Source organism: Anoxybacillus sp. FSL W8-0382, assembly GCF_038003845.1.
In the GTDB taxonomy this organism is placed as follows: domain Bacteria; phylum Bacillota; class Bacilli; order Bacillales; family Anoxybacillaceae; genus Anoxybacillus; species Anoxybacillus flavithermus_G.
Genome location: NZ_JBBOPX010000001.1, coordinates 1388835 through 1408191, shown reverse-complemented (window position 1 = coordinate 1408191; position 19357 = coordinate 1388835). Strand labels below are relative to the sequence as shown.

Here is a 19357-nt window from a genome sequence, read left to right as displayed (position 1 = left end):
CGAATGGCATGTACAAAATAGAAAAATATTTCTCGTTCTTTTATAATCATTTATGAAAGGTGGTGAATGTCATGAACATATTTATATGTGATCAAGCATTTCAGTGGTATAAAGAAGAACTTCAATTACAGCGCGGGGACTATGTTCGTTTTTTTGCTCGATATGGCGGATGTAGCAATGTACAAAAAGGTTTTTCTTTAGGAGTAAATAAGGAAGAGCCGATCGATGCTGCAGTTACACTAGAAAAGAACGGCGTCATCTTTTTTGTTGAACAAAACGATATGTGGTATTTTGACGGTCACGATTTACATATTGAATTTGATGAAAAGCAAAACGAGCCGGTATTCACATATAGATAAAAGCGGGGGATCCCGCCTTTATCTTTTTTTTGCCCGCTCGTATGCCTCGTGCCAATCTGGAAAATATTTTCTGATTAAAACTGGTTGAAACGTTTCTTTTGTCACACAAACATGTTTTGAAGTTGCTGTTGCTGCGATTTCATTTGTCGGGGTCAATACTTCGTATCCATAAACAACCCGAATACCATCATATGATTCCACCCACGTTTTAATCGTAGCTATTTCCCCATATCGTAACGGCTTCTTATAAGAAATTTGCAAATCAATAACTGGGGACACAATCCCTCTTTTCTCCATATCAGCATATTGAAAACCAAGCTGTTGAATAAAATGAGCTCGTCCTATTTCTAACCAAATTAAGTAATTCGCATGATAAACAATCCCCATTTGATCCGTTTCTGCGTAACGCACTTCAATCTCTTTTTGTGAAATGACCATCATTTCCCACTCTCCAACATAACGATACTTTATCACTATTTTACCATAAACATAGGAAAAGCAGAAAAAAAAGAGCCGCACATATGCAGCTTTTACAATTCGTATCCTTTTTCTCGTGCTCTTGCCTCGTCTTTAATCTCTGCACGCATCGCCTCAATTGCTTCTTCACGGCGATGATTTTTTTCTCTAATTTTCTCCCGCTCCTTTGGACTAACAAACGCCATTGACTCTTCCGTCTTTTCAATATTTTCAAGCATATTTTTTACCATGTCTTGTAACTTTTCTACATTATCGCGACGATCATCATAATTTAGTTTCATTATTCATCCTCCTCATCGAAATAAATATACATCCTTTATCATGTACGATTTTTCTATATTATGCACGTTAATTCGTTTATCATAATAAAATTATGTAAACTTAAATAAGGGCGAATATTCGCCCTTACTCACCCTTCGTTTGAATGACTTGTGGATGTTGACCAGATTGATCTTGCATTTGCTTTCCTTTATTGCCACCTGCTGATCGCGGTTTCGTTCCGATATGTTGCGGCACAAATGGCTGTTGATTACTTTTTGGATTACCCATTTTTCATCCCCCTCTCCCTTGTAGTATGGCTATATTACTCTGCTTTATGAAGCCAACGTGTTTCCATTTTTTCTTCCAGTTTTTCTAATGCGCTGACATCATTTAATAGTTGTCTTTTATTTTCCATGACGAGTTCTGCAAATGTCCGTTTTCTTATTTTTCGCATGATGTATTCACCTACTTTTTGTTTTTTTCTATCTTTTCCAAACATAATGAAAAATATACAAAAAATAGCCGACTCCTCGGCTATTTTCCCCATTTTTCTGCATACTGTACCATTTGCTCATATGACATAGGACCGATTTGTTTTTCGCGAATTATTCCTTGACGGTCGATAATAAACGATGTTGGAATCGGTTGAATGTCATATTGTTTCATCACATTGCCATCAACATCTAGCACAACTGGAAACGTTAAATGGTAATCCTTAATAAACTCACGTACTTTTTCTTGCGAATCTCGCACCATCACATTTACGGCTACAATTTCTACTTGTCTATAATACTGTTCATAAAATGTCTGCATATCTGGCATTTCTGCACGACAAGGCGGACACCATGTTGCCCAAAAATTCACAATAACTGCTTTTCCGCGTAATTGTGAAAGTTGTACGGTTTTCCCATCAATCGTTTTTAAAGAAAAGTTTGGGGCCTTCATGCCAATATGAATACCTGTTTTGATTGTTTGTCTCTCCGCCGTATGTTCCCAAAACATATATGCAAAAAAACTAAATAAAACGATGATGGCCATCCACTTTTTCATCAACATACCTACCCTTCTATTTGTCATCTCATAAGAAAAGGCGCATGTGCGCCTCCTTATCGAATATTTTTATGCTCATTGCTCATTTTTTTTACTTCCACTTCAGCATATGAAGCAAATTCCGTTTTTAATTCGTTTTTATGCTTCGCATTATTATTTCGTTGGGCATTAGCATTTCCAAATTTTGTTCGTCCCATCGCTTTATCCTCCTTTTATACATGATGCACAGATAGTATGCGCGAACGGGACGTTTCACACTACGACGATTTGTTATTTAATTTTTGGACATACTCCTTTACCATGTCAACTGTTACATATTTTCGCTGTGGTACAATTCCATTTTTCGCTAGTTCATTTATTTGTTTTGTCACTTCATTAATTTTTTGTACAGAAAATGACTCTCCTCGTTGACATAAGGCAATGGCTTCTTCAATATATGTTTCCCGTTTCGTATTTAGCTCGACAAATGCCCGAACGAGTGCGTGTTGTTTTTGCGAATGCGCTGTAATCGCTCGGTGAACTTCAGTCATTATTCATTCCTCCAATCGTGTCATAAATATGTTGTAATTCATCTATTGACGCTTGGGCTGTTAAAGCAGCACTTAAACCGGTGAAATGTTCATTCAATTGCTCACGCATATGATGGTGAAGTTGCTCAATCATTATATTCCATTGCTCCTTATAGTGAACAAGCAAACGCTGTTTCTGCTCAGTTATATATGCTTTTACCGGTTCATGCAATTGCCGTTCCAATTCTTCTTTCATCAATCGTTTTTCATCTTTTTCAAAAAATGATTTTGCGTTTTTATACAACGCTAATGCCTTTTTAAACATGTTGCGATCTAGTTGTTCAAAAGCAAGTGGAAATTCCATTGTTGGAAAAACAGGAAGATCCGCTTTTGTTACAATGAGATCATGAACTTCCTTCCATTGTTTTTCTAACGCCATAAAATGAAGATCATAACGTTTGCTTATAAATGCTTCGATTCGCAAACTAGTTGCACGCATTTCTTGCGCCAAATCAAATCCAATGGAATATAAAAATTCATCCAAACATAATTGTAACGCTTTTTTTATGTTGCTCTGTCGATCATGAAGAACAGAGGGATTGAACGACTCTTTAAACCAATCCGGTAAACGAAAAAAGACGCGCTGTTGAATATAATAAACTAATTCATTTAATTCTTGCTCGATCGCATGAACGTCGTGATTTGCTTCGTATTGTTCGATAATCCGCTCAAGCTGTTGTTGCTCTTGGTGCAATATGTGCAACTTTTTACGTTTTGTTTCATCGCTTTGTTTTGCTTCTGCAATATATTCTGCTAGTCGCTTTTGCGCTTGTTTTATTTGCAAACGAGCGGAAGCAAGCGCTAGCGAGCTAAGCTCTTGATTAATGAACGGATAAAACGCCTGCTCAAATGCGTCCATTCCCGAATTGGATAGCACATCATGTTTCCACAACTCTCCCTTCTTTTCTGCGAGCGCCCATTTACTTGATAGCGAAAAAAGACGAGGATGACGAATACCAAATTGTAAAAGCTGATCTTTCACATAGTGAACAACAGCTTGTAATTCCTCTATTGTATGTGCTAAATCCGCTGCATTAATGATGAAAAACATCTTATCTAAACTAAACGTATCCTTTACTCGACCAAGCTGAATTAAAAATTCGCGATCCGCTTTTGAAAACGCATGGTTATAGTATGTGACAAAGAAAATCGCATCAGCATTTTTAATGTAGTTAAATGCAACTCCTGTATGACGAGCGTTAACAGAGTCCGCGCCTGGTGTATCGACAAGAATAATGTTTTCGCGCGTTAATGGGCAATCATAATATAGCTCAATCCATTCAACAAAACACGATTTTGTTTCATTCGCTACATATTCATGAAATTGCTGAAGTGAAATCGTAAGCAATTGTCCAAGCTTTTCTTTCATTTGTTCATATCCGCGCACAACGGCTTGTAAAAACGCCCAATGCACTCGTTCCTTAGCATCAACAGCTTCATTACGAATAGCTTTTTTACTTTCTTCGATCGCCTCTTGTAATGAATGAACTTGCATACCGAAAAAGCGCAAAGAGTGTTGTAAATCGTTTAAAAGCTGCTGTTCCGTTTTTACTTGTACGACAACGGTTCCATGCGGACGATCACCTGTTGGTGGAACAATTTTGTTAATGGTTGCCGTCGTCGGATGTGGCGAAACAGGTAAGACATGTTCACCGATTAACGCGTTTGCAAATGAAGATTTTCCTGCGCTAAAGGCGCCAAACAAAGCAATCGTAAACGTCCGTCGTTGAAGCTGCTGAGCTTTTACTTCCATTTCATTTGCTAGCTGTTTCATTCCTTTAATTGGGGCGATCATTTGACTAATCGTCCGCAATTTTTCGATCATTTGCTCGGTCGTCTCATTTTCTATTTGCACCGTTTGAATTGGATGTTGTTCTTGCGTTGATTCATTTCCATGTGGAACTTCTTCTTTGCTTTCACTGCTTGTTCTTATTGTAAACGTCTCATGAACAAACGGATAAACAGCATCATCGCTTAACGAATTGGCATTTTCGACGACTTTTTGCAATTGTTGACGCGTATGTTCACGCTCACGAGCAAGTTGCTTCAATTGCTCCCAGCATGCCCGTTCCCCCATCAACTTATTGAGTTGTTGTTGATACATACTCAATTTTTGTTGTACTTTTCCCTTCTCAATGATTTGTTCGACAAGTTGAATAGCTGCATCGCGATATAACCGTTTCATTTCGTTTGCTATGTCGTTCGTATATGTTAATACATAATCGCCTGTGACAACTGGTTGATTTTGTTTTCGTTCAACAATCCATTGTTCTGAAAACGGGACGGTTAATTGTTGAATACGATGCAATAATTCATGGTCGTGAACATCATATTGTTGATAAAACTGCTTCAATAAGTCACGGATGTGCCATTCAAGCTGACTTTCGATTTTTTGATGTAAATCTTCATAAAACGCATGCAACCGCTTTTTACGTTCTTCCTCTGTTTTTTGCTTTGTAAATAAAAAACCGACTTTAAAATCAGGTTGACACGCTTCTAAATAGGCACGCGCATACTCTCGTGTTTCATAAGGCATCACATATGCGTTGTGTAACGTTGTTTCCAACTGTTGTTCAATATGTTGCTTAGCATTTGTCCACGTTGTATGAATATGATCAATCACTCGCTCGATTTCTTCAAGTTTTGCAAGAAGCTCATGTTCATGATCAAACGAGAGTAACTGACGTATATTTCGCTTTTCTTCTTCCTGTTGAGCGATGACGATCTGCATATGGTCGTCGATCATTTGGTCGACAGCGATATGGATGTTTTGATGAAGTCGTTCCTCTTTTTCATTAAAAAGTGACTGCAATAATTGTTTTAATGTCTCAAGTTCGTTGTATATATTATCTTTTTGTTTCAGCGACGTATAAAATATTCGTTCAAATGTGATGCCCCACTGCTGAAACGATTCCTCGACAGAACGAGTAAACTGTGAAAATAGAAGTTCTTCATCACGATGTTTATCAATTTGATTCACAACTAAGTATAGCGTTTTTCCATACTGTGACAAACGCTTCGTAAACTCGAAGTTCAATTCCGCTTGAACATGATTGTAATCCATCACATAAAATATGACGTCCGCTAAATGAAGTGCCGACTCTGTCGCCAAGCGATGAGCATCATCGGTTGAATCAATACCTGGTGTATCCATAAGTACTATTCCGGACGGAATCACCTCTGTTTCATCGCTAATCTCGATCATGTCAATGGTGTCGCCATCCCGACAAAACGTTTTCACTTCGTCGTAATCATAAGGAGCCGTATATTCAATCCGTTCGCCAGATTTATAATATACACGCGCATACGGTTTCCCTGTTTTTACTTTCACAAGATTTGCACTTGTCGGAATTGGACTAGACGGTAAAAGCTGAGCACCGATCAACTCATTAATTAAACTAGATTTTCCTGCAGAAAAGTGTCCACAAAGAGCAATCGTAAACTCTTTATGATACACTTTTTTAATTAATTGTCTTGTTTTATTTGCTTGAGTCATGTCACCTCTTTTGATAAATTCGTCATGAAGTGCGATGAGACAATATAACCATTGTTGCAATGATTGTGTTTTTGTCATATGCATTTTCCCCATACCCCTTTTAAAAAATCTACCTTCATTTTACTGTAGTTCACAGAAAAATAAAATCCCCCTACTTATGAGGGGATTTTAATAAACGTAGCGCCTGTTCCTCTACACGAATTTACCACCTGGATGTACGACAAAATGTTCAATTTGCGAAACACAAATCCCGTTTTTTCTTAAAAACAATTTAAGTAAAAAAGCCTCCCTCACCACAATAGGAGGAAAGCTTTCGACGTTTTGAAAGGAGGTATGTTGTTGTGCACTTCCATTATAACGCAATTTATTGTTTCGTCACTATGTTTTTTTTATGTTTTCTTTGTCTAGATTTGTCGAAAAATGATGTAATCGAAACGAAAAATTTGTTATGATGAAGAAAAAGGGGGCTTGTTATGGCTTTAGATGAGAAAATTACAACGATTTTAAACGGAACGATCGAATCGATTCGCTCTGTCATCCCGCTAGCAATGACAATCGAAAAACCTTCATTGTTTACACAACCTTTCACTCAAACGTCCATTAATGTATTGATTGGGATGACCGGAGACTTACGGGGACGCCTAATGATTGAAGGGCATGAAACGATATTTGGAAGTATCGGAGAAACGATGTTCGGCATGCCTTTAGAAGGTGAAATGCTCGAATCATTTACCGGTGAGCTCGGCAATATGATTGCAGGAAACTTAGCAACGATCGTATCTCAAAAAGGAATTACAATCGATATCACTCCTCCTACTGTTCTTGTTGGTCAAACAAGAATTTACGGTTTTGATAAAGCATTTCGCGTGCCGATTCACTTTGAAAATAAAGGAGAATTGCAGCTTATTTTAACAATTGATAACGAATAAGTGCAAAGAGAAGCTTGCGTTTGTAAGCTTCTTTTTTATTTTTTATCCATCTTTTTCTAAATATTTCACACTTTTTTCACAACCTCACAAAATTTGTGTGACAAAAGTCACAGCTACTCCTTATTTTTACGGTTATGATGATGGTAAAGTAACGAATGAACAATTTGTGAAATGTACGAAGAAAGCGTTTCATTTCGCAAATTGTTTTGTATGATGTAAGTGTATACATTTCTAATTAAGGTTTATTTAGGGAGGGAGGAATAAAAATGAAAACCCAATTAAACACAAACACCCCAAAAACAAAAGTGGAGAAAGAGCCTACATTGAAAGGAACGCTCGCTTCTGTTTTATTTTTAGGATTTTTCCTCATTTTCACGTGGGTAAGCGTATATTTCTTGTTTTTGAATCGTTTATAGAGAGAAAGGAGACGGGACGTTATGCACATGCATAAATATGAAAAAATTTGGCTGTTTTTCGGCATCGGTTCATTATTTGTATTTTTAGCTGTCTTAGGAGTTGGTGCATTCGCACAAGGAACACAGCCGCCAAGCTGTTTAACAACGATCGATCCGGAAAAAGTCGATCAAACACCACCATTTGATAAACCTGGTCTTATTAAAACTGGAGACAATGAATATCAACTCAATATCGTTGCTTCTGCATTTGCGTACACGCCAAATCAAGTCGAAATTCCAAAAGGAGCAAAAGTAACGATCAACGTAGCAACGAAAGATGTCATTCACGGATTTGAAATGGCCGGAACAAACGTAAATATGATGGTTGAACCTGGTTATGTAAGCAGCTACACACAAACATTCGATAAAGTCGGTGAGTATGTCATTTTGTGTAACGAATATTGCGGTGCCGGTCACCACTTAATGACGGCGAAAGTGAAGGTGGTTGAACAATGATGAACGGAACTTGGAAAGTAGATGCACGTGATGGCAAATTAGCCATGGCCCATATTTATGTCGCTTTCGTTGCTCTGGCGTTAGGAGGACTCGCTGGTCTATTACAAGTACTTGTACGCTCTGGAAAACTAGAATTACCGGCAGGCATTAGCTATTATACAATTTTAACAACGCATGGCGTATTGCTTGGACTCGTTTTAACTACATTTTTCATTATCGGTTTTCAATTTGCAGCTGTAAGTCGGACGGCTGGAACGCTTTCTGATCGCGCACGCTTTTGGGGATGGGTCGGTTTTTGGCTCATGACAATTGGTACAGCAATTACTGCCTTTTACATTTTAATTGGTGAAGCTTCTGTTTTATATACATTCTATGCACCACTACAAGCACACGCGGGTTTTTATATTGGTTTAACACTTGTTGTTGTCGGTAGCTGGGTGAGTGGATTTGCGATGTTCGCTCATTATGCAAAATGGAAAAAAGCTCATCCTGGTCAAGTAAGTCCGTTACTTACGTTCATGTCTGTTGTTAACATGGTGTTATGGCTCGTTTGCTCGCTCGGTGTTGCAGCAACTGTATTATTCCAACTTATTCCTTGGTCATTAGGTTATGTCGATCGCATTAACGTACTTGTGAGCCGAACATTGTTCTGGTACTTTGGTCACCCGCTCGTCTATTTCTGGTTATTGCCTGCATATATGATTTGGTATGTGATTATCCCAAAAATTATTGGCGGAAAAATGTTTTCAGACTCACTTGCTCGCATGTCGTTCATTTTATTCTTAATTTTCTCGATTCCTGTCGGTTTCCACCATCAACTTGTGGAGCCTGGAATCGATCCAGCTTGGAAATACTTACAAGTTGTTTTAACGTTTATGGTTGTTATTCCATCATTAATGACAGCGTTCTCGATGTTTGCAACGTTTGAGATGTACGGTCGCTCCAAAGGGGCAACAGGATTGTTCGGATGGTTACGTAAACTCCCTTGGGGTGATGCTCGTTTCTTTGCACCTTTTATCGGTATGTTGTTCTTTATCCCTGCTGGTGCCGGTGGTCTTATCAACGCATCACATCAATTAAACCAAGTTGTTCATAACACGATTTGGGTAACGGGCCACTTCCACTTAACATTAGCGACAACCGTTGTATTGACATTCTTTGGTGCAGCTTATTGGCTCATCCCACATTTAACAGGACGTGTGATGACAAAAGCGATGAACCGTTTAGCGATCATTCAAACGATCGTTTGGTCGATTGGTATGATTTTCATGTCTGGTGCAATGCACTTTGCAGGGTTGCTTGGCGCTCCTCGCCGTTCAGCATTTTCAACATACGGAGATGCACCACAAGCGCTAGAGTGGATTCCTTACCAAATCGCTCAAGCAGTTGGCGGGACAATCTTATTCATCGGTATTATTCTTGTGCTCATTATCGTTACAAACTTAGCATTTTTCGCTCCAAAAGGTGAGACAGAGTTTCCAGTTGCTGAAGTTGCTGAACAGGCTGAGCGTACACCACTCGTATTTGAAAACTGGAAATTATGGATCGGCATTACTGTTGTACTCATTTTAATTGCATATACTGTTCCATTTATCGATATGATCCAAAATGCACCTCCTGGCTCAAAAGGATTTAAACTTTGGTAAAAAAAACCGGGCGTTTGCCCGGTTTTTTTTGTAACTATTCACTCCGATAGTAGTATGTAAAGAAGCGCAACACAAATAGGGCATCCCCGTAATAGAAAATGCCCTAAGTGGTAGAAAGAACGCGATCAAGCGTGTCACCCGTCAACAGAAGACATAACGAATCCCACACGTTTTTTTCGTGTTTCGTCAGTGTGGAAACGATGCTTCTTGTGATACAAAAAGACTGGGCGAATGTTTCTACGCGAAACGTACCCGAAATGTTCTCTTTGACTTTAACCATGCGAAGATCGCGTTCGGCTTGGTTGTTGTCAAAGGGAACATGTACTTCACGTAAGAAACGCAACGCTTCTTCCTTTCGTTTCTGAAGCCGTCGAACAAAAGCGAGTGCTTTTTTCGGAAGAGGTGTCATCGTTTCCAATCGATGTTGTGCTCTTTCTAGGATGCGATCATACACTCGTTCCCACCGTCTCGCTTCTTCTTCGGAAAGTGCACCGTGATGGGCTTCGACGGCTTGCTTGGCGGCTAACAGAAACGTGGTCATGCGCATCGCCCACGTATGCCCTTGTTCGATGAATCCTTTTAACTCACGCAAATGGTGGGCATGACAAAGGGCATGGGTGGCATGTGTGTATTTCGGATACGTACCGAACCCATCGTGCATCATCGTCCCTTTGTATTGTGGAAGAATCCCGATCTCATCCGTTGCTTTCTTTCCACGAGAAGCGTGAGAAGCCAAGTATGTATATCTCGATGTACACGCGACATGCACCCATGCGAGTTTCCCATTGATGCGCAAACTCGTTTCATCGACATGCAGGATGTTGGATTCAAGTAAGGCGTCTTCGATGATGTCCATATTTGATTCCAGCGCTTCGCGTCCTCGTTTCACCATATTGGCAAGGGTTCCTGTACTAATCGAGTGTTGATATAACGCTTCGATTGTATCACTTAAACGCTTGTACGGGATCAATTGGATATGATGTAAATAAACAACGAGCGCAGTAAGGCGTGGACCGTATTGCACATGATTCGTGACATGGGATGGGAATTCGGCTTGTTGCACGCATCGACAATGCGGACACGATTTCACTTCACGTTCATGTTGTGTCACCTCGATCGCCACAGGAGGGACATCAAACACTTGACGGATATCGACTTTGAACGGTTTGACGTCACGCAAAGAAACCCCACATCCTTGACACGTATGCACACGGTGGACGACACGATGATGTGGATGTTCCACTTGACGGAGCGTCGTTCCTTGATGTCCTTCTTGTCCGCCTGGCTTGTTGCCAGATGGTTGACGAGAAGAACGTGTGTTGGCAAAACGGTCAGAAGATGGGGGCAAATGGCTATTGGAGCTGTTTTTTTTCGTGCGTGCTTCCAGCTCTTGAACACGGTACTTCAGTTGTTCATTTTCTTTGCGTAGCTGTTTGTTTTCTTTCAACAGTTGCTCAATGACTTGTTGTTGGTGAGTAATGAGCTGCTTTTGTTGTTGGACTTTGCTGATTAAGCTTTCAACTGTAAATACAGCTTGTTGTACCGTCAACATGCGATTCACCTCCTTGTCTATCAATATTCACATCATAGACAGGAAAAGCAAAAAATATTCAGCTCACTTTATGATGTGGCTGAATAGTTACTTTTTTTTTATAATCGATAAATATGTTTATATTTATCTTCCAAATAGCGAATCAAGTAAGTTGGATTTAACCCCTCTCCAGTTACTTCATACAAAATCTCAAGCGGCTTTTTCGTCTTTCCATATTGGTGAATATGGTTTGTAAGCCACTCTCGAATACGCCCGAATTCCCCGTTTTCAATCAACTGATCAATATTTGTCAACTCTTTCTCCATTGCGTATTTAAACTGGGCGGCATACATATATCCGAGGGCGTATGACGGAAAATAACCAAAACTTCCCCCAGCCCAATGAACATCTTGAAGAATCCCTTCTGCATCACGTTTTGGACGAACACCTAAATACGCCTCATATTTTTCATTCCAAATATGTGGTAGATCTCTTACTTCAATTGCGTCATCAAACAACGCTTTTTCCATTTCATATCGAATAATAATATGTAATGGATACGTCAACTCATCCGCTTCAATGCGAATAAGAGACGGTTTGGACTCATTAATTGCGCAATAAAAATCATCCAATGAAATGTCAACAAAATGCGGAGCATATTGTTGTAGCAAGCTATAATATCGCTTCCAAAACGAATAATGACGAGCAATAAAGTTTTCATAAAACAGCGACTGCGACTCATGAATGCCCATCGACGTACCATCGTAAAGCGGTGTACCTGCCCATTCTTTAGAGATGTTCTGTTCATAAAGAGCGTGGCCGCATTCATGAATCGTACCAAATACTGCTGTTCGAAAATCGTTTTCGTCATATTTTGTTGTAATTCTGACATCCCCTTCATTTAACGTTATCGCAAAAGGATGTACAGTTTCATCAAGTCGTCCTGCATCAAAATCATAGCCTAATTCTTTTAAAAGGACTAGACTAAACGCTCGTTGCTTTTCTTTCGGAAATGACTGAAATAAAAAGTTCGTTTTCGGTTTGTTTCGCGACTCGTTAATTTGTTGAACGAGCGGAACAATATGATTGCGTAATTTTGAAAACACATCATCTAACAAGTCGACAGTCACACCAGGTTCGTATAAATCTAATAACGTATTATATGGGTGTCCATTTGTCCCCCAATATGTGACAAAGCGTTTTGTGAAATCAACAAGTTGCTTTAAGTATGGTTCAAAAAGCGAAAAGTCAGATTTCGCTTTCGCTTCTTCCCACACACTCTCTGCTTTTGATTGTAAAATGACATATTGTTTGTATTCATCAGCAGGAATTTTTTTGTTGCGTTCATACTCTTTTTGGCATTCTGCTAACGTATAACGAGTGACCGACGATACTTGTTCTTGTACAGACTTCGTTGAAAGTTCCGCAATATATGCGGCCATTTGCTCGGACGTTGACATATGAAACACCTCTTGTGATAACATCCCGATCACTTCCGAGCGTTGGTCAATCCCTTTCTTCGGCGCCCCTGTACGTAAGTCCCAATACATAAGCGAAATCGCTTCCTTATATGCCATTATTTTTTTGACATACTGTAAAAACTGCTTCTCTACTGCTTGAATATTTTTTTTCATCTTCTCCCTCCATTCCATTGTATTTGTTATTCTACAATACTTATAAATTTCCTTCATTTTTGATGTACGTCTGTCGGCAGTACACGCTTTATTGTTTCAATCACTTGCATAGGTTCATCGTCTGTCACAAAAATACATACAATTCCCCGATCATCTCGTTGGCGAATAAGTCTGCCTACCCCTTGTCGTAATCGTAAAATCATGTATGGAACATCGACTTCCCAAAATGGATTGTCTGTTTGTTTTCGTTTCGCTTGAAAAACAGGGTCATCTGGCGGATAAGGGAGCGCCCAAATGATGACGTTGCTTAGTGACGGACCAGGAATGTCTAATCCTTCCCATAAATGTTGGGCACATAAAATCGTTTCCTCTTCGTTTTGAAAGCGCGAAACGAGTTCGCTAATTTCTTGATCGCCTTCAAATAAAAAAGTGAGTCCTTCTTCTTGTTGTGCACGAGCTTTAAATTCATTCAATTGTTCGCGCGTTGGGAACAATACAAGTGCACGCCCGTTTGTTTCCCGAATTTTTTCGATAGCGTATGCGTATTTCTTTTCAGATGTGCGTTCGTTATTTTCAAATATCGGCATATAAATCGCCATTTGTTCATCATAGTCAAACGGGGAATCAACATGAAATGATAAATACTCATCAATACCCAGACTTTTTGCCATATAATCAAATGATTTTTCATTGGATAATGTGGCAGATGAAAAAATAAATGGTATACGTTTAGAAAATACTTTTTCGCGCAACACTTCTTGAACCGTTCTCGGCATAATAACAAGCGTGTTGCCATCGAGCGACGATTCGAGCCATGTAATCGCATCCCGATTATGAATGAATAAATATAGTGAATGGTGAATTTGATCTAAGTATTCATCAACAACTTTCAATTGATAATGGTCGATCGTATACGTCTCACTCTCAAATACGAGCTCGTCTCCAATTTGTTCAACTTTTGTTCGTAACGTTTGTGCTAGTTGTAACAGAGACGGAGTGAACATTAATTCTTGACGATTGGATCCTGGTACCGCTTTAGCATGATTCATCAACTCATCAAAAAACCGTGCACTAAGTTCTAATGTATCTTCGATTAAGTAAGCTAATTGTTCGCGAATATCATTTTCTAATAAACGAGAAAGCAACGTTTCTAACGTCGCCTCTTTCATGCGATATGTTAACGCTTTTTGAGCAGCAAATTCTAATAAATGCCCTTCATCAAAAATGACACAGCTCGCTTCAGGTAAAAGTGGTAACTGCCCTTCGCGTTTCCGTGCTTCATACGTCCAAATATGTTCCATATAAAAATCGTGAGAACAAATAATTAAATCCTTCGCTTTGCGATAGTAATCGCGCGATAACGTTTGCCCACAACGATGACGTTTTTCACACGCTAAACAGTCTTGAAACGGATCCCAAGCAATTTTTGACCATTGCTCATCGCTTAAGTGAGCGTAATCTTTTCGATCGCCATAATGGTAAAACGTTTGAAGCGGAGCATGGTCATGAACAAATGAAGGCAATTCATCAAAAATTTGTTCATATAATTCCTCTTCCTCCGTCATCAATATATCGTCTAATTTGTTTAAACATAAATATTGATCGGGCGATTTCGCTAGGCGAACGTCGATGTTTATGTTTAAAACGCGTGAAATTTTAGCAATATCTCCTTCTTTTTTTACAAGCTGTTCAATTAACGTTTCATCTGCACAGGCAATAATGGCTGGTTTTCCGATATAACGTGCATAACAAATGGCATAAAGCAAATATACAATCGTTTTTCCTGTTCCTACTCCAGCTTCAGCAAACATCACTTTTTTCTCTTTAAATGCCCGCTCAAGTTGAAATGCCATAAAAATTTGTTCATCTCGCAATTCAAAACCTGCTTCAGGTAAAATATCGTAAAATACATCCCCGATCCATTCGTTAAGTTTATCAAAAAAATTCTCATTTTTATTTAATACAAACGGATATTTGTTCATACTTTTTAGCTCCTCCATTAATTTTAACGAAGTACACAAACATTAATTATTGACCAAAAAAAGAAAGATGTCAATGAAGTTGAAAAGAAAAAGCTGTCAATGAGACAGCTTGTCATATGAACGTGGCGGACGAGGTCCCCAAAATTGATAATATTGTGTTTCAATGAAACCGTTAAATAATTTGCGACGCTTCGTTGCTTGCTTCCCGTACAATTGCTCAAAATGGCGGTGAGAGGTCAATATATAAATCGACCACGTATCGAGTGCAGCGAATGTTTTTCCCATTTCTCGATATAACTGTTCTACTTCTTCCTTTTCTCCTAATCGTTCACTATAAGGAGGATTGCCGACGATGACGCCATATTCCTCTTTCGTTCGAAAATCTTTCACTTGCATTTGCTTAAATGTAATCAAATCTGCTAATCCTGCTTCTTGTGCGTTTGTTTTCGCGATGTCGACCATGCGGTGATCAATATCAAATCCGACAATATGTAGCGGTTGATCATAGCGTGCTAAATCTTCCACCTCTTCCCGCGCTTCATCCCATAAATGAGGTGGAATCCAACTCCATTGTTCAGATACAAAATCGCGGTTAAATCCTGGTGCGATATTTTGACCAATCAGCGCCGCTTCAATCGCAATCGTTCCCGACCCACAAAACGGATCAACGAATGGACGATCTGGTATCCAATTCGTCAACCGAACGAGCGCTGCCGCTAATGTTTCTTTTAATGGTGCCTCTCCTTGTCTTACGCGATATCCTCTTTTATGCAACCCTACCCCGCTCGTATCGATCGTTAATGTAGCAACATCTTTATGGAGAGCAACTTCAATACGAAACAACGCACCCGTTTCTTCAAACCACGAAACACCGTAATGTTGCTTTAAATGTTCTACAATCGCTTTTTTTACAATCGCTTGGCAATCGGATACACTAAACAATGTTGATTTGACTGATTTTCCTACAACAGGGAATTGGGCATCAACCGGTAAAAACTGTGCCCACGGAAGCGTTTTTGTTTGTTCAAATAACTCATCAAACGTCGTTGCGCGAAATTCCCCTACTTTTACCTTTACACGGTCAGCTGTGCGAAGCCATAAATTTGTACGGCAAATCGCCCGCTCGTCCGCCACAAATGTCACTTTTCCATTGTCCACTTGACAATCATACCCGAGCGCACGCACTTCATCTGCAACAATCGACTCAAGCCCCATTGCTGCAGTAGCAATTAATGTGATCTGTCCCATATTCATTCACCTTTCATTGATGTATTCGTCCCATTCTTGAACAAATTGTTGTACCTCGTCGATTGGCATCGGTTTAGCAATGTAATATCCTTGCACCATATCACATTGTTGTTTATTTAAAAATTCATATTGTTGCTCTGTTTCGACCCCTTCGGCCACAACAGCTAAGTGCAAATTGTGTGCCATCATAATAATTGTAGATACAATCGTCGCATCATCACTATATAAGGAGAGACGTCGAATGAACGATTGATCAATTTTTAAAATATCGATTGGGAAACGATGCAAATAACTTAAAGAAGAAAAACCTGTCCCAAAGTCATCAATCGCCAACTTAAAACCGTACCGTTTAAGCTGTACAAGTTTTTGAACAGATTCCTCTGCATTTGGCATAATCGTACTTTCCGTCAGTTCTAATTTAAAAAAGCGTGGGTGAACATTGTTCGCTTTTACAATATGTGATACTTGTTCAACAAAATCATCTTGTTGAAAATGGACAGCTGAGATGTTTACTCCGACTTTCATATGCGGAGCGAACGAATGTATCGCCTTTATATGTATACACGTTTGTTCTAACAGCCATTTCGTAATTGGAACGATAAATCCTGTCTCTTCTGCTAATGGAATAAATTGCGCAGGAGAAACGAACCCGATATTCGGTTGTTTCCAACGCATTAACGCCTCTAATGCTTCAATTTTTTTCGTTTTCATATTGACAATCGGTTGATAGTAAACAAATAATTCATTTCGTTCAATCGCTTTTCGCAAATAATTTTCTAACGTCACTACTTTGCTTTGATAGTCTAATTTAGCCGTATATAGTTCAAAACGATTTCTTCCGCTTTCTTTCGCTTTTTGCATAGCGCGATCGGCACGACGTAATAACGTTTCCCCATCATCTCCGTCGTTCGGATACATGCTTATCCCAATGCTTGCCGAGATGTATATATCTTTGTTATGTAATAGAAAAGGAGCTTGTAATGATTCAATCATTTGTTCTGCTATGCTAACAGCTTCTTGAACGTCTTTTAATTTCGGCAAAATAACAACAAATTCATCTCCACCAATGCGAGCTAACGTATCTTTCGTGCGCAGTAGCTTTTTTAGACGATTGGCTACTTTTTTTAACAATATGTCTCCACTATAATGACCGAATTCGTCATTAATATATTTAAATCGGTCCAAATCGAGAAATAAGATCGCTAACTGTTGGTTATGACGTTGCGCCATATGAAGTAAATGTTGTAAACGTTTTGTAAATAGTTGGCGGTTTGGAACGTTGGTCAACACGTCATAATTTGACAGCCGTGCTAATTGCTCCATCGTCCGTTTATGTTGTGTCACATCTGAAAAAATGGCCACATAATGCGTCGGTTTTCCAGTAGCATCGCAAATCGCCTTAATCGTTAACCATTCAACAAACAATTCACCATTTTTTCTTTTATTCCAAATTTCTCCTTTCCAAATCCCATGGTCACGTAACGTTTCCCACATGTTTTCGTAAAACGTACGATCATGCAATCCGGAGCGAAGAATATTTGTCTTCCTTCCGAGCACTTCCTCTTGTGTATAGCCTGTTACCGTTTCAAAGGCCGGATTAGCTAATAAAATATGCCCATTTTCATCGGTAACAATTATTCCTTCATCTGCCTCTTGAATAATAGTATAGGCAATAGCTAAAAATGTATCTGTTTCAAACAACGTCGACATCCGTTTCTTCACAACACGCTCTCCCCTCATGTCTGCAAAACAAAAACTCCCCTGACGTAATGCAGGAGAGTGGTGCCATGAACCATGTTCTGTAAGCCATGTTCTGTTCCGTCGTACTGCAAACGGCTTGCGCCTCGTACTTCGGTGGTAATCATCTATCTACAGGCTGCACGCCTGTCCTTCTCTCCGTTCATTTCCTTTGAGAAGGTGCCCCTACCATCATTTGGGTTTCTCGCTCGTGGGGTTTACCGCGTTCCACTCTTGCCGTTTCCAGCAAGACTACGTCACTGTGGCACTTTAAAGGTAGTCGAGCCATATCCGTTGAAGGACGTAGGCTCTTTCCCTGCCGTCAGCCCAGCGCAACGCCAGACTGCCCTAGCTTATGAATTCGCTAGGCACGAACACTACGGGCATCTCAGCACCGTGCGAGCATGGACTTTCCTCTACGATGCATACACATCGCAGCGATTACCCGAACATGATTCATGTAAGCATATGCTAGTATATCCGAAACGATAAGCCAAATCAATAGAAAAGGTTGGAATATTTATTCGTAAAGTTTGTTTCCGAAAACATGTTTTTCTAAATTGGAAAGACGTTGTAAAATATCGAAGTTCGTCGTCCCTGTTTGAGATGGCTGACGTTTTTGTGCCTCCTGCAATTGGCTTTTCAATTTTGCATTTTCTTGTTGCAATTGTTCAATCATTTGATGAAATGTTTCATAGTCTTTAATGACTAAATCAAGAAAGCGATCAACTTCATCTTGATTGTATCCGCGCATGCTTATTTTAAACTCTTTTTCAAGAATGTCTTTTGCTGTTAAGTTGATGCGATCCGAAAGCACGTTTGCTCACCTCAATTATCCATGTCTACACCTATTCTTTCAAAAAAAGCAGTCGTTGTCAATTTTTCATTTTCACAAAGTTCGTCTTTTTTTCGACAAAAAACCGAAGGCGAATTGCCTTCGGTTAAAATGGACGTGGAAACGGACCAGGCCCTGGACAAACAACATGTTGATGGGATACATCGTTTACAACAGATTGCGTATGCGGAAAATAATGTTGATGTTGAAATACATGATGGTTCACATACGTCGTATGTGACGGATGAATGTGCGGCACAATCGTTGTTTGTATTTGATGTTGTGTACAGCACTTCGTCGGATGAACGATTGGCGGCATCATATTTGGGCGACAATGCATATTTCATACCCCTTTCGTATTGAATTTCGTTACATTACTAGCGTATGTATCAAGGGGTATACATGTACTAATGGAAATACCTATTTTACATGAACGTATAAATGTTATGCTTCATATTGGCAAAAATGATAACTATAGCTCCCACTAGCACAAAAAATAAATATAAAATTTTTTTACTCATCGCTTCTCTCTCCTCTATTCTTATTGTTCATAAATAAACATTCTACTTCGTTCTTCTTTGTTCGACAAGCAGGGAAAACTTTGTCATTTTTTGCGCTTCCCTCGGAAATAACATAAAAATTTTCCTTCTTCTTTTTTTGCACATGATATAATGTTTTTGGGGAATTTTTTA

20 protein-coding genes and 1 other RNA gene are annotated in these 19357 nt (G+C 39.3%); 5 read left to right on the top strand and 16 right to left on the bottom strand.

Annotation, left to right across the window (positions count from 1 at the left end; all coding sequences use genetic code 11):
- Positions 1–71 precede the first annotated feature (71 nt).
- Positions 72–359 carry a HesB/YadR/YfhF family protein gene (locus NSS60_RS07460; RefSeq protein WP_035018635.1) on the top strand — a complete coding sequence of 96 codons (288 nt, stop codon included), beginning with the start codon at positions 72–74 and terminating at the stop codon, positions 357–359.
- 18 nt (positions 360–377) lie between these two features.
- On the opposite strand, the gene NSS60_RS07455 is transcribed toward NSS60_RS07460, so the two are convergent.
- The 8 genes from NSS60_RS07455 to NSS60_RS07420 all read right to left on the bottom strand — a co-directional run bounded on the left by NSS60_RS07455 (position 378) and on the right by NSS60_RS07420 (position 6305).
- Complete coding sequence (locus tag NSS60_RS07455; RefSeq protein WP_004890314.1) at positions 378–797, bottom strand: acyl-CoA thioesterase; 420 nt, start codon at positions 795–797, stop codon at positions 378–380.
- A gap of 92 nt (positions 798–889) precedes the next feature.
- The gene (tlp, locus tag NSS60_RS07450; protein WP_004890313.1) at positions 890–1117 is read right to left on the bottom strand and encodes a small acid-soluble spore protein Tlp; all 228 of its coding nucleotides are present in this window, start codon (positions 1115–1117) and stop codon (positions 890–892) included.
- Positions 1118–1241: 124 nt separating this feature from the next.
- Complete coding sequence (locus NSS60_RS07445; protein ID WP_004890310.1) at positions 1242–1385, bottom strand: acid-soluble spore protein N; 144 nt, start codon at positions 1383–1385, stop codon at positions 1242–1244.
- A gap of 34 nt (positions 1386–1419) precedes the next feature.
- Positions 1420–1551 (bottom strand): FbpB family small basic protein, encoded by a 132-nt coding sequence (locus NSS60_RS07440; RefSeq protein WP_077428929.1) that lies wholly within the window; start codon positions 1549–1551, stop codon positions 1420–1422.
- A gap of 80 nt (positions 1552–1631) precedes the next feature.
- The gene (locus tag NSS60_RS07435) at positions 1632–2153 is read right to left on the bottom strand and encodes a peroxiredoxin family protein (protein ID WP_004890304.1); all 522 of its coding nucleotides are present in this window, start codon (positions 2151–2153) and stop codon (positions 1632–1634) included.
- Positions 2154–2203: 50 nt separating this feature from the next.
- On the bottom strand, positions 2204–2344 hold the full coding sequence (locus tag NSS60_RS07430; protein WP_088223298.1) for a hypothetical protein: 141 nt from the start codon (positions 2342–2344) through the stop codon (positions 2204–2206).
- Between the two features lie 60 nt (positions 2345–2404).
- The gene (locus NSS60_RS07425) at positions 2405–2677 is read right to left on the bottom strand and encodes a YpbS family protein (RefSeq protein WP_004890299.1); all 273 of its coding nucleotides are present in this window, start codon (positions 2675–2677) and stop codon (positions 2405–2407) included.
- Positions 2670–6305, bottom strand: coding sequence for a dynamin family protein (locus NSS60_RS07420; RefSeq protein ID WP_340720768.1), 3636 nt, complete (start codon positions 6303–6305; stop codon positions 2670–2672). The genes NSS60_RS07425 and NSS60_RS07420 overlap by 8 nt, the downstream gene beginning before the upstream one ends.
- 380 nt (positions 6306–6685) lie before the next feature.
- Between NSS60_RS07420 and NSS60_RS07415 the strand changes: the two genes are divergently transcribed.
- The 4 genes from NSS60_RS07415 to NSS60_RS07400 all read left to right on the top strand — a co-directional run bounded on the left by NSS60_RS07415 (position 6686) and on the right by NSS60_RS07400 (position 9698).
- Positions 6686–7141, top strand: coding sequence for a chemotaxis protein CheX (locus NSS60_RS07415; protein WP_004890295.1), 456 nt, complete (start codon positions 6686–6688; stop codon positions 7139–7141).
- Positions 7142–7407: 266 nt separating this feature from the next.
- A complete protein-coding gene (locus NSS60_RS07410; protein WP_003396066.1) occupies positions 7408–7557 on the top strand; it encodes a cytochrome c oxidase subunit 2A in 150 nt (49 codons plus the stop codon).
- 21 nt (positions 7558–7578) lie between these two features.
- Positions 7579–8052, top strand: a complete 474-nt coding sequence (locus NSS60_RS07405) for a cytochrome c oxidase subunit II (protein WP_035018632.1) — start codon at positions 7579–7581, stop codon at positions 8050–8052.
- Entirely contained in the window at positions 8049–9698 is a 1650-nt protein-coding gene (locus NSS60_RS07400) for a b(o/a)3-type cytochrome-c oxidase subunit 1 (RefSeq protein ID WP_064214400.1), read from the top strand. Before NSS60_RS07405 ends, NSS60_RS07400 begins: the two co-directional genes overlap by 4 nt.
- A 103-nt stretch (positions 9699–9801) precedes the next feature.
- Here NSS60_RS07400 and tnpC read toward each other — a convergent pair whose 3' ends face one another.
- The 8 genes from tnpC to NSS60_RS07360 all read right to left on the bottom strand — a co-directional run bounded on the left by tnpC (position 9802) and on the right by NSS60_RS07360 (position 19005).
- Complete coding sequence (tnpC, locus tag NSS60_RS07395; RefSeq protein WP_088223283.1) at positions 9802–11250, bottom strand: IS66 family transposase; 1449 nt, start codon at positions 11248–11250, stop codon at positions 9802–9804.
- Positions 11251–11348: 98 nt separating this feature from the next.
- A complete protein-coding gene (locus NSS60_RS07390) occupies positions 11349–12863 on the bottom strand; it encodes a carboxypeptidase M32 (RefSeq protein ID WP_004890289.1) in 1515 nt (504 codons plus the stop codon).
- Between the two features lie 53 nt (positions 12864–12916).
- The gene (locus tag NSS60_RS07385) at positions 12917–14845 is read right to left on the bottom strand and encodes an ATP-dependent DNA helicase (RefSeq protein WP_004890285.1); all 1929 of its coding nucleotides are present in this window, start codon (positions 14843–14845) and stop codon (positions 12917–12919) included.
- A 96-nt stretch (positions 14846–14941) separates the two neighbouring features.
- Positions 14942–16093, bottom strand: coding sequence for a THUMP domain-containing class I SAM-dependent RNA methyltransferase (locus NSS60_RS07380; protein ID WP_004890284.1), 1152 nt, complete (start codon positions 16091–16093; stop codon positions 14942–14944).
- Between the two features lie 6 nt (positions 16094–16099).
- Positions 16100–17833 carry a putative bifunctional diguanylate cyclase/phosphodiesterase gene (locus NSS60_RS07375; protein WP_004890281.1) on the bottom strand — a complete coding sequence of 578 codons (1734 nt, stop codon included), beginning with the start codon at positions 17831–17833 and terminating at the stop codon, positions 16100–16102.
- 57 nt (positions 17834–17890) lie between these two features.
- Positions 17891–18283, bottom strand: an RNA gene (gene rnpB, locus NSS60_RS07370) — RNase P RNA component class B.
- Between the two features lie 67 nt (positions 18284–18350).
- Positions 18351–18647 (bottom strand): cell division regulator GpsB, encoded by a 297-nt coding sequence (gene gpsB, locus NSS60_RS07365; protein WP_004890279.1) that lies wholly within the window; start codon positions 18645–18647, stop codon positions 18351–18353.
- 124 nt (positions 18648–18771) lie between these two features.
- Positions 18772–19005 (bottom strand): CotD family spore coat protein, encoded by a 234-nt coding sequence (locus NSS60_RS07360; RefSeq protein WP_004890278.1) that lies wholly within the window; start codon positions 19003–19005, stop codon positions 18772–18774.
- Between the last annotated feature and the right edge of the window lie 352 nt (positions 19006–19357).

What these genes read in the sequence shown, in the direction of transcription:
- NSS60_RS07460 (WP_035018635.1), top strand. Translation starts at nt 72, where the DNA reads ATGAACATATTTATATGTGATCAAGCATTTCAGTGGTATAAAGAAGAA.
- NSS60_RS07455 (WP_004890314.1), bottom strand. Translation starts at nt 797, where the DNA reads ATGGTCATTTCACAAAAAGAGATTGAAGTGCGTTACGCAGAAACGGAT.
- tlp (WP_004890313.1), bottom strand. Translation starts at nt 1,117, where the DNA reads ATGAAACTAAATTATGATGATCGTCGCGATAATGTAGAAAAGTTACAA.
- NSS60_RS07445 (WP_004890310.1), bottom strand. Translation starts at nt 1,385, where the DNA reads ATGGGTAATCCAAAAAGTAATCAACAGCCATTTGTGCCGCAACATATC.
- NSS60_RS07440 (WP_077428929.1), bottom strand. Translation starts at nt 1,551, where the DNA reads ATGCGAAAAATAAGAAAACGGACATTTGCAGAACTCGTCATGGAAAAT.
- NSS60_RS07435 (WP_004890304.1), bottom strand. Translation starts at nt 2,153, where the DNA reads ATGTTGATGAAAAAGTGGATGGCCATCATCGTTTTATTTAGTTTTTTT.
- NSS60_RS07430 (WP_088223298.1), bottom strand. Translation starts at nt 2,344, where the DNA reads ATGGGACGAACAAAATTTGGAAATGCTAATGCCCAACGAAATAATAAT.
- NSS60_RS07425 (WP_004890299.1), bottom strand. Translation starts at nt 2,677, where the DNA reads ATGACTGAAGTTCACCGAGCGATTACAGCGCATTCGCAAAAACAACAC.
- NSS60_RS07420 (WP_340720768.1), bottom strand. Translation starts at nt 6,305, where the DNA reads ATGGGGAAAATGCATATGACAAAAACACAATCATTGCAACAATGGTTA.
- NSS60_RS07415 (WP_004890295.1), top strand. Translation starts at nt 6,686, where the DNA reads ATGGCTTTAGATGAGAAAATTACAACGATTTTAAACGGAACGATCGAA.
- NSS60_RS07410 (WP_003396066.1), top strand. Translation starts at nt 7,408, where the DNA reads ATGAAAACCCAATTAAACACAAACACCCCAAAAACAAAAGTGGAGAAA.
- NSS60_RS07405 (WP_035018632.1), top strand. Translation starts at nt 7,579, where the DNA reads ATGCACATGCATAAATATGAAAAAATTTGGCTGTTTTTCGGCATCGGT.
- NSS60_RS07400 (WP_064214400.1), top strand. Translation starts at nt 8,049, where the DNA reads ATGATGAACGGAACTTGGAAAGTAGATGCACGTGATGGCAAATTAGCC.
- tnpC (WP_088223283.1), bottom strand. Translation starts at nt 11,250, where the DNA reads ATGTTGACGGTACAACAAGCTGTATTTACAGTTGAAAGCTTAATCAGC.
- NSS60_RS07390 (WP_004890289.1), bottom strand. Translation starts at nt 12,863, where the DNA reads ATGAAAAAAAATATTCAAGCAGTAGAGAAGCAGTTTTTACAGTATGTC.
- NSS60_RS07385 (WP_004890285.1), bottom strand. Translation starts at nt 14,845, where the DNA reads ATGAACAAATATCCGTTTGTATTAAATAAAAATGAGAATTTTTTTGAT.
- NSS60_RS07380 (WP_004890284.1), bottom strand. Translation starts at nt 16,093, where the DNA reads ATGGGACAGATCACATTAATTGCTACTGCAGCAATGGGGCTTGAGTCG.
- NSS60_RS07375 (WP_004890281.1), bottom strand. Translation starts at nt 17,833, where the DNA reads ATGAGGGGAGAGCGTGTTGTGAAGAAACGGATGTCGACGTTGTTTGAA.
- NSS60_RS07360 (WP_004890278.1), bottom strand. Translation starts at nt 19,005, where the DNA reads ATGCATTGTCGCCCAAATATGATGCCGCCAATCGTTCATCCGACGAAG.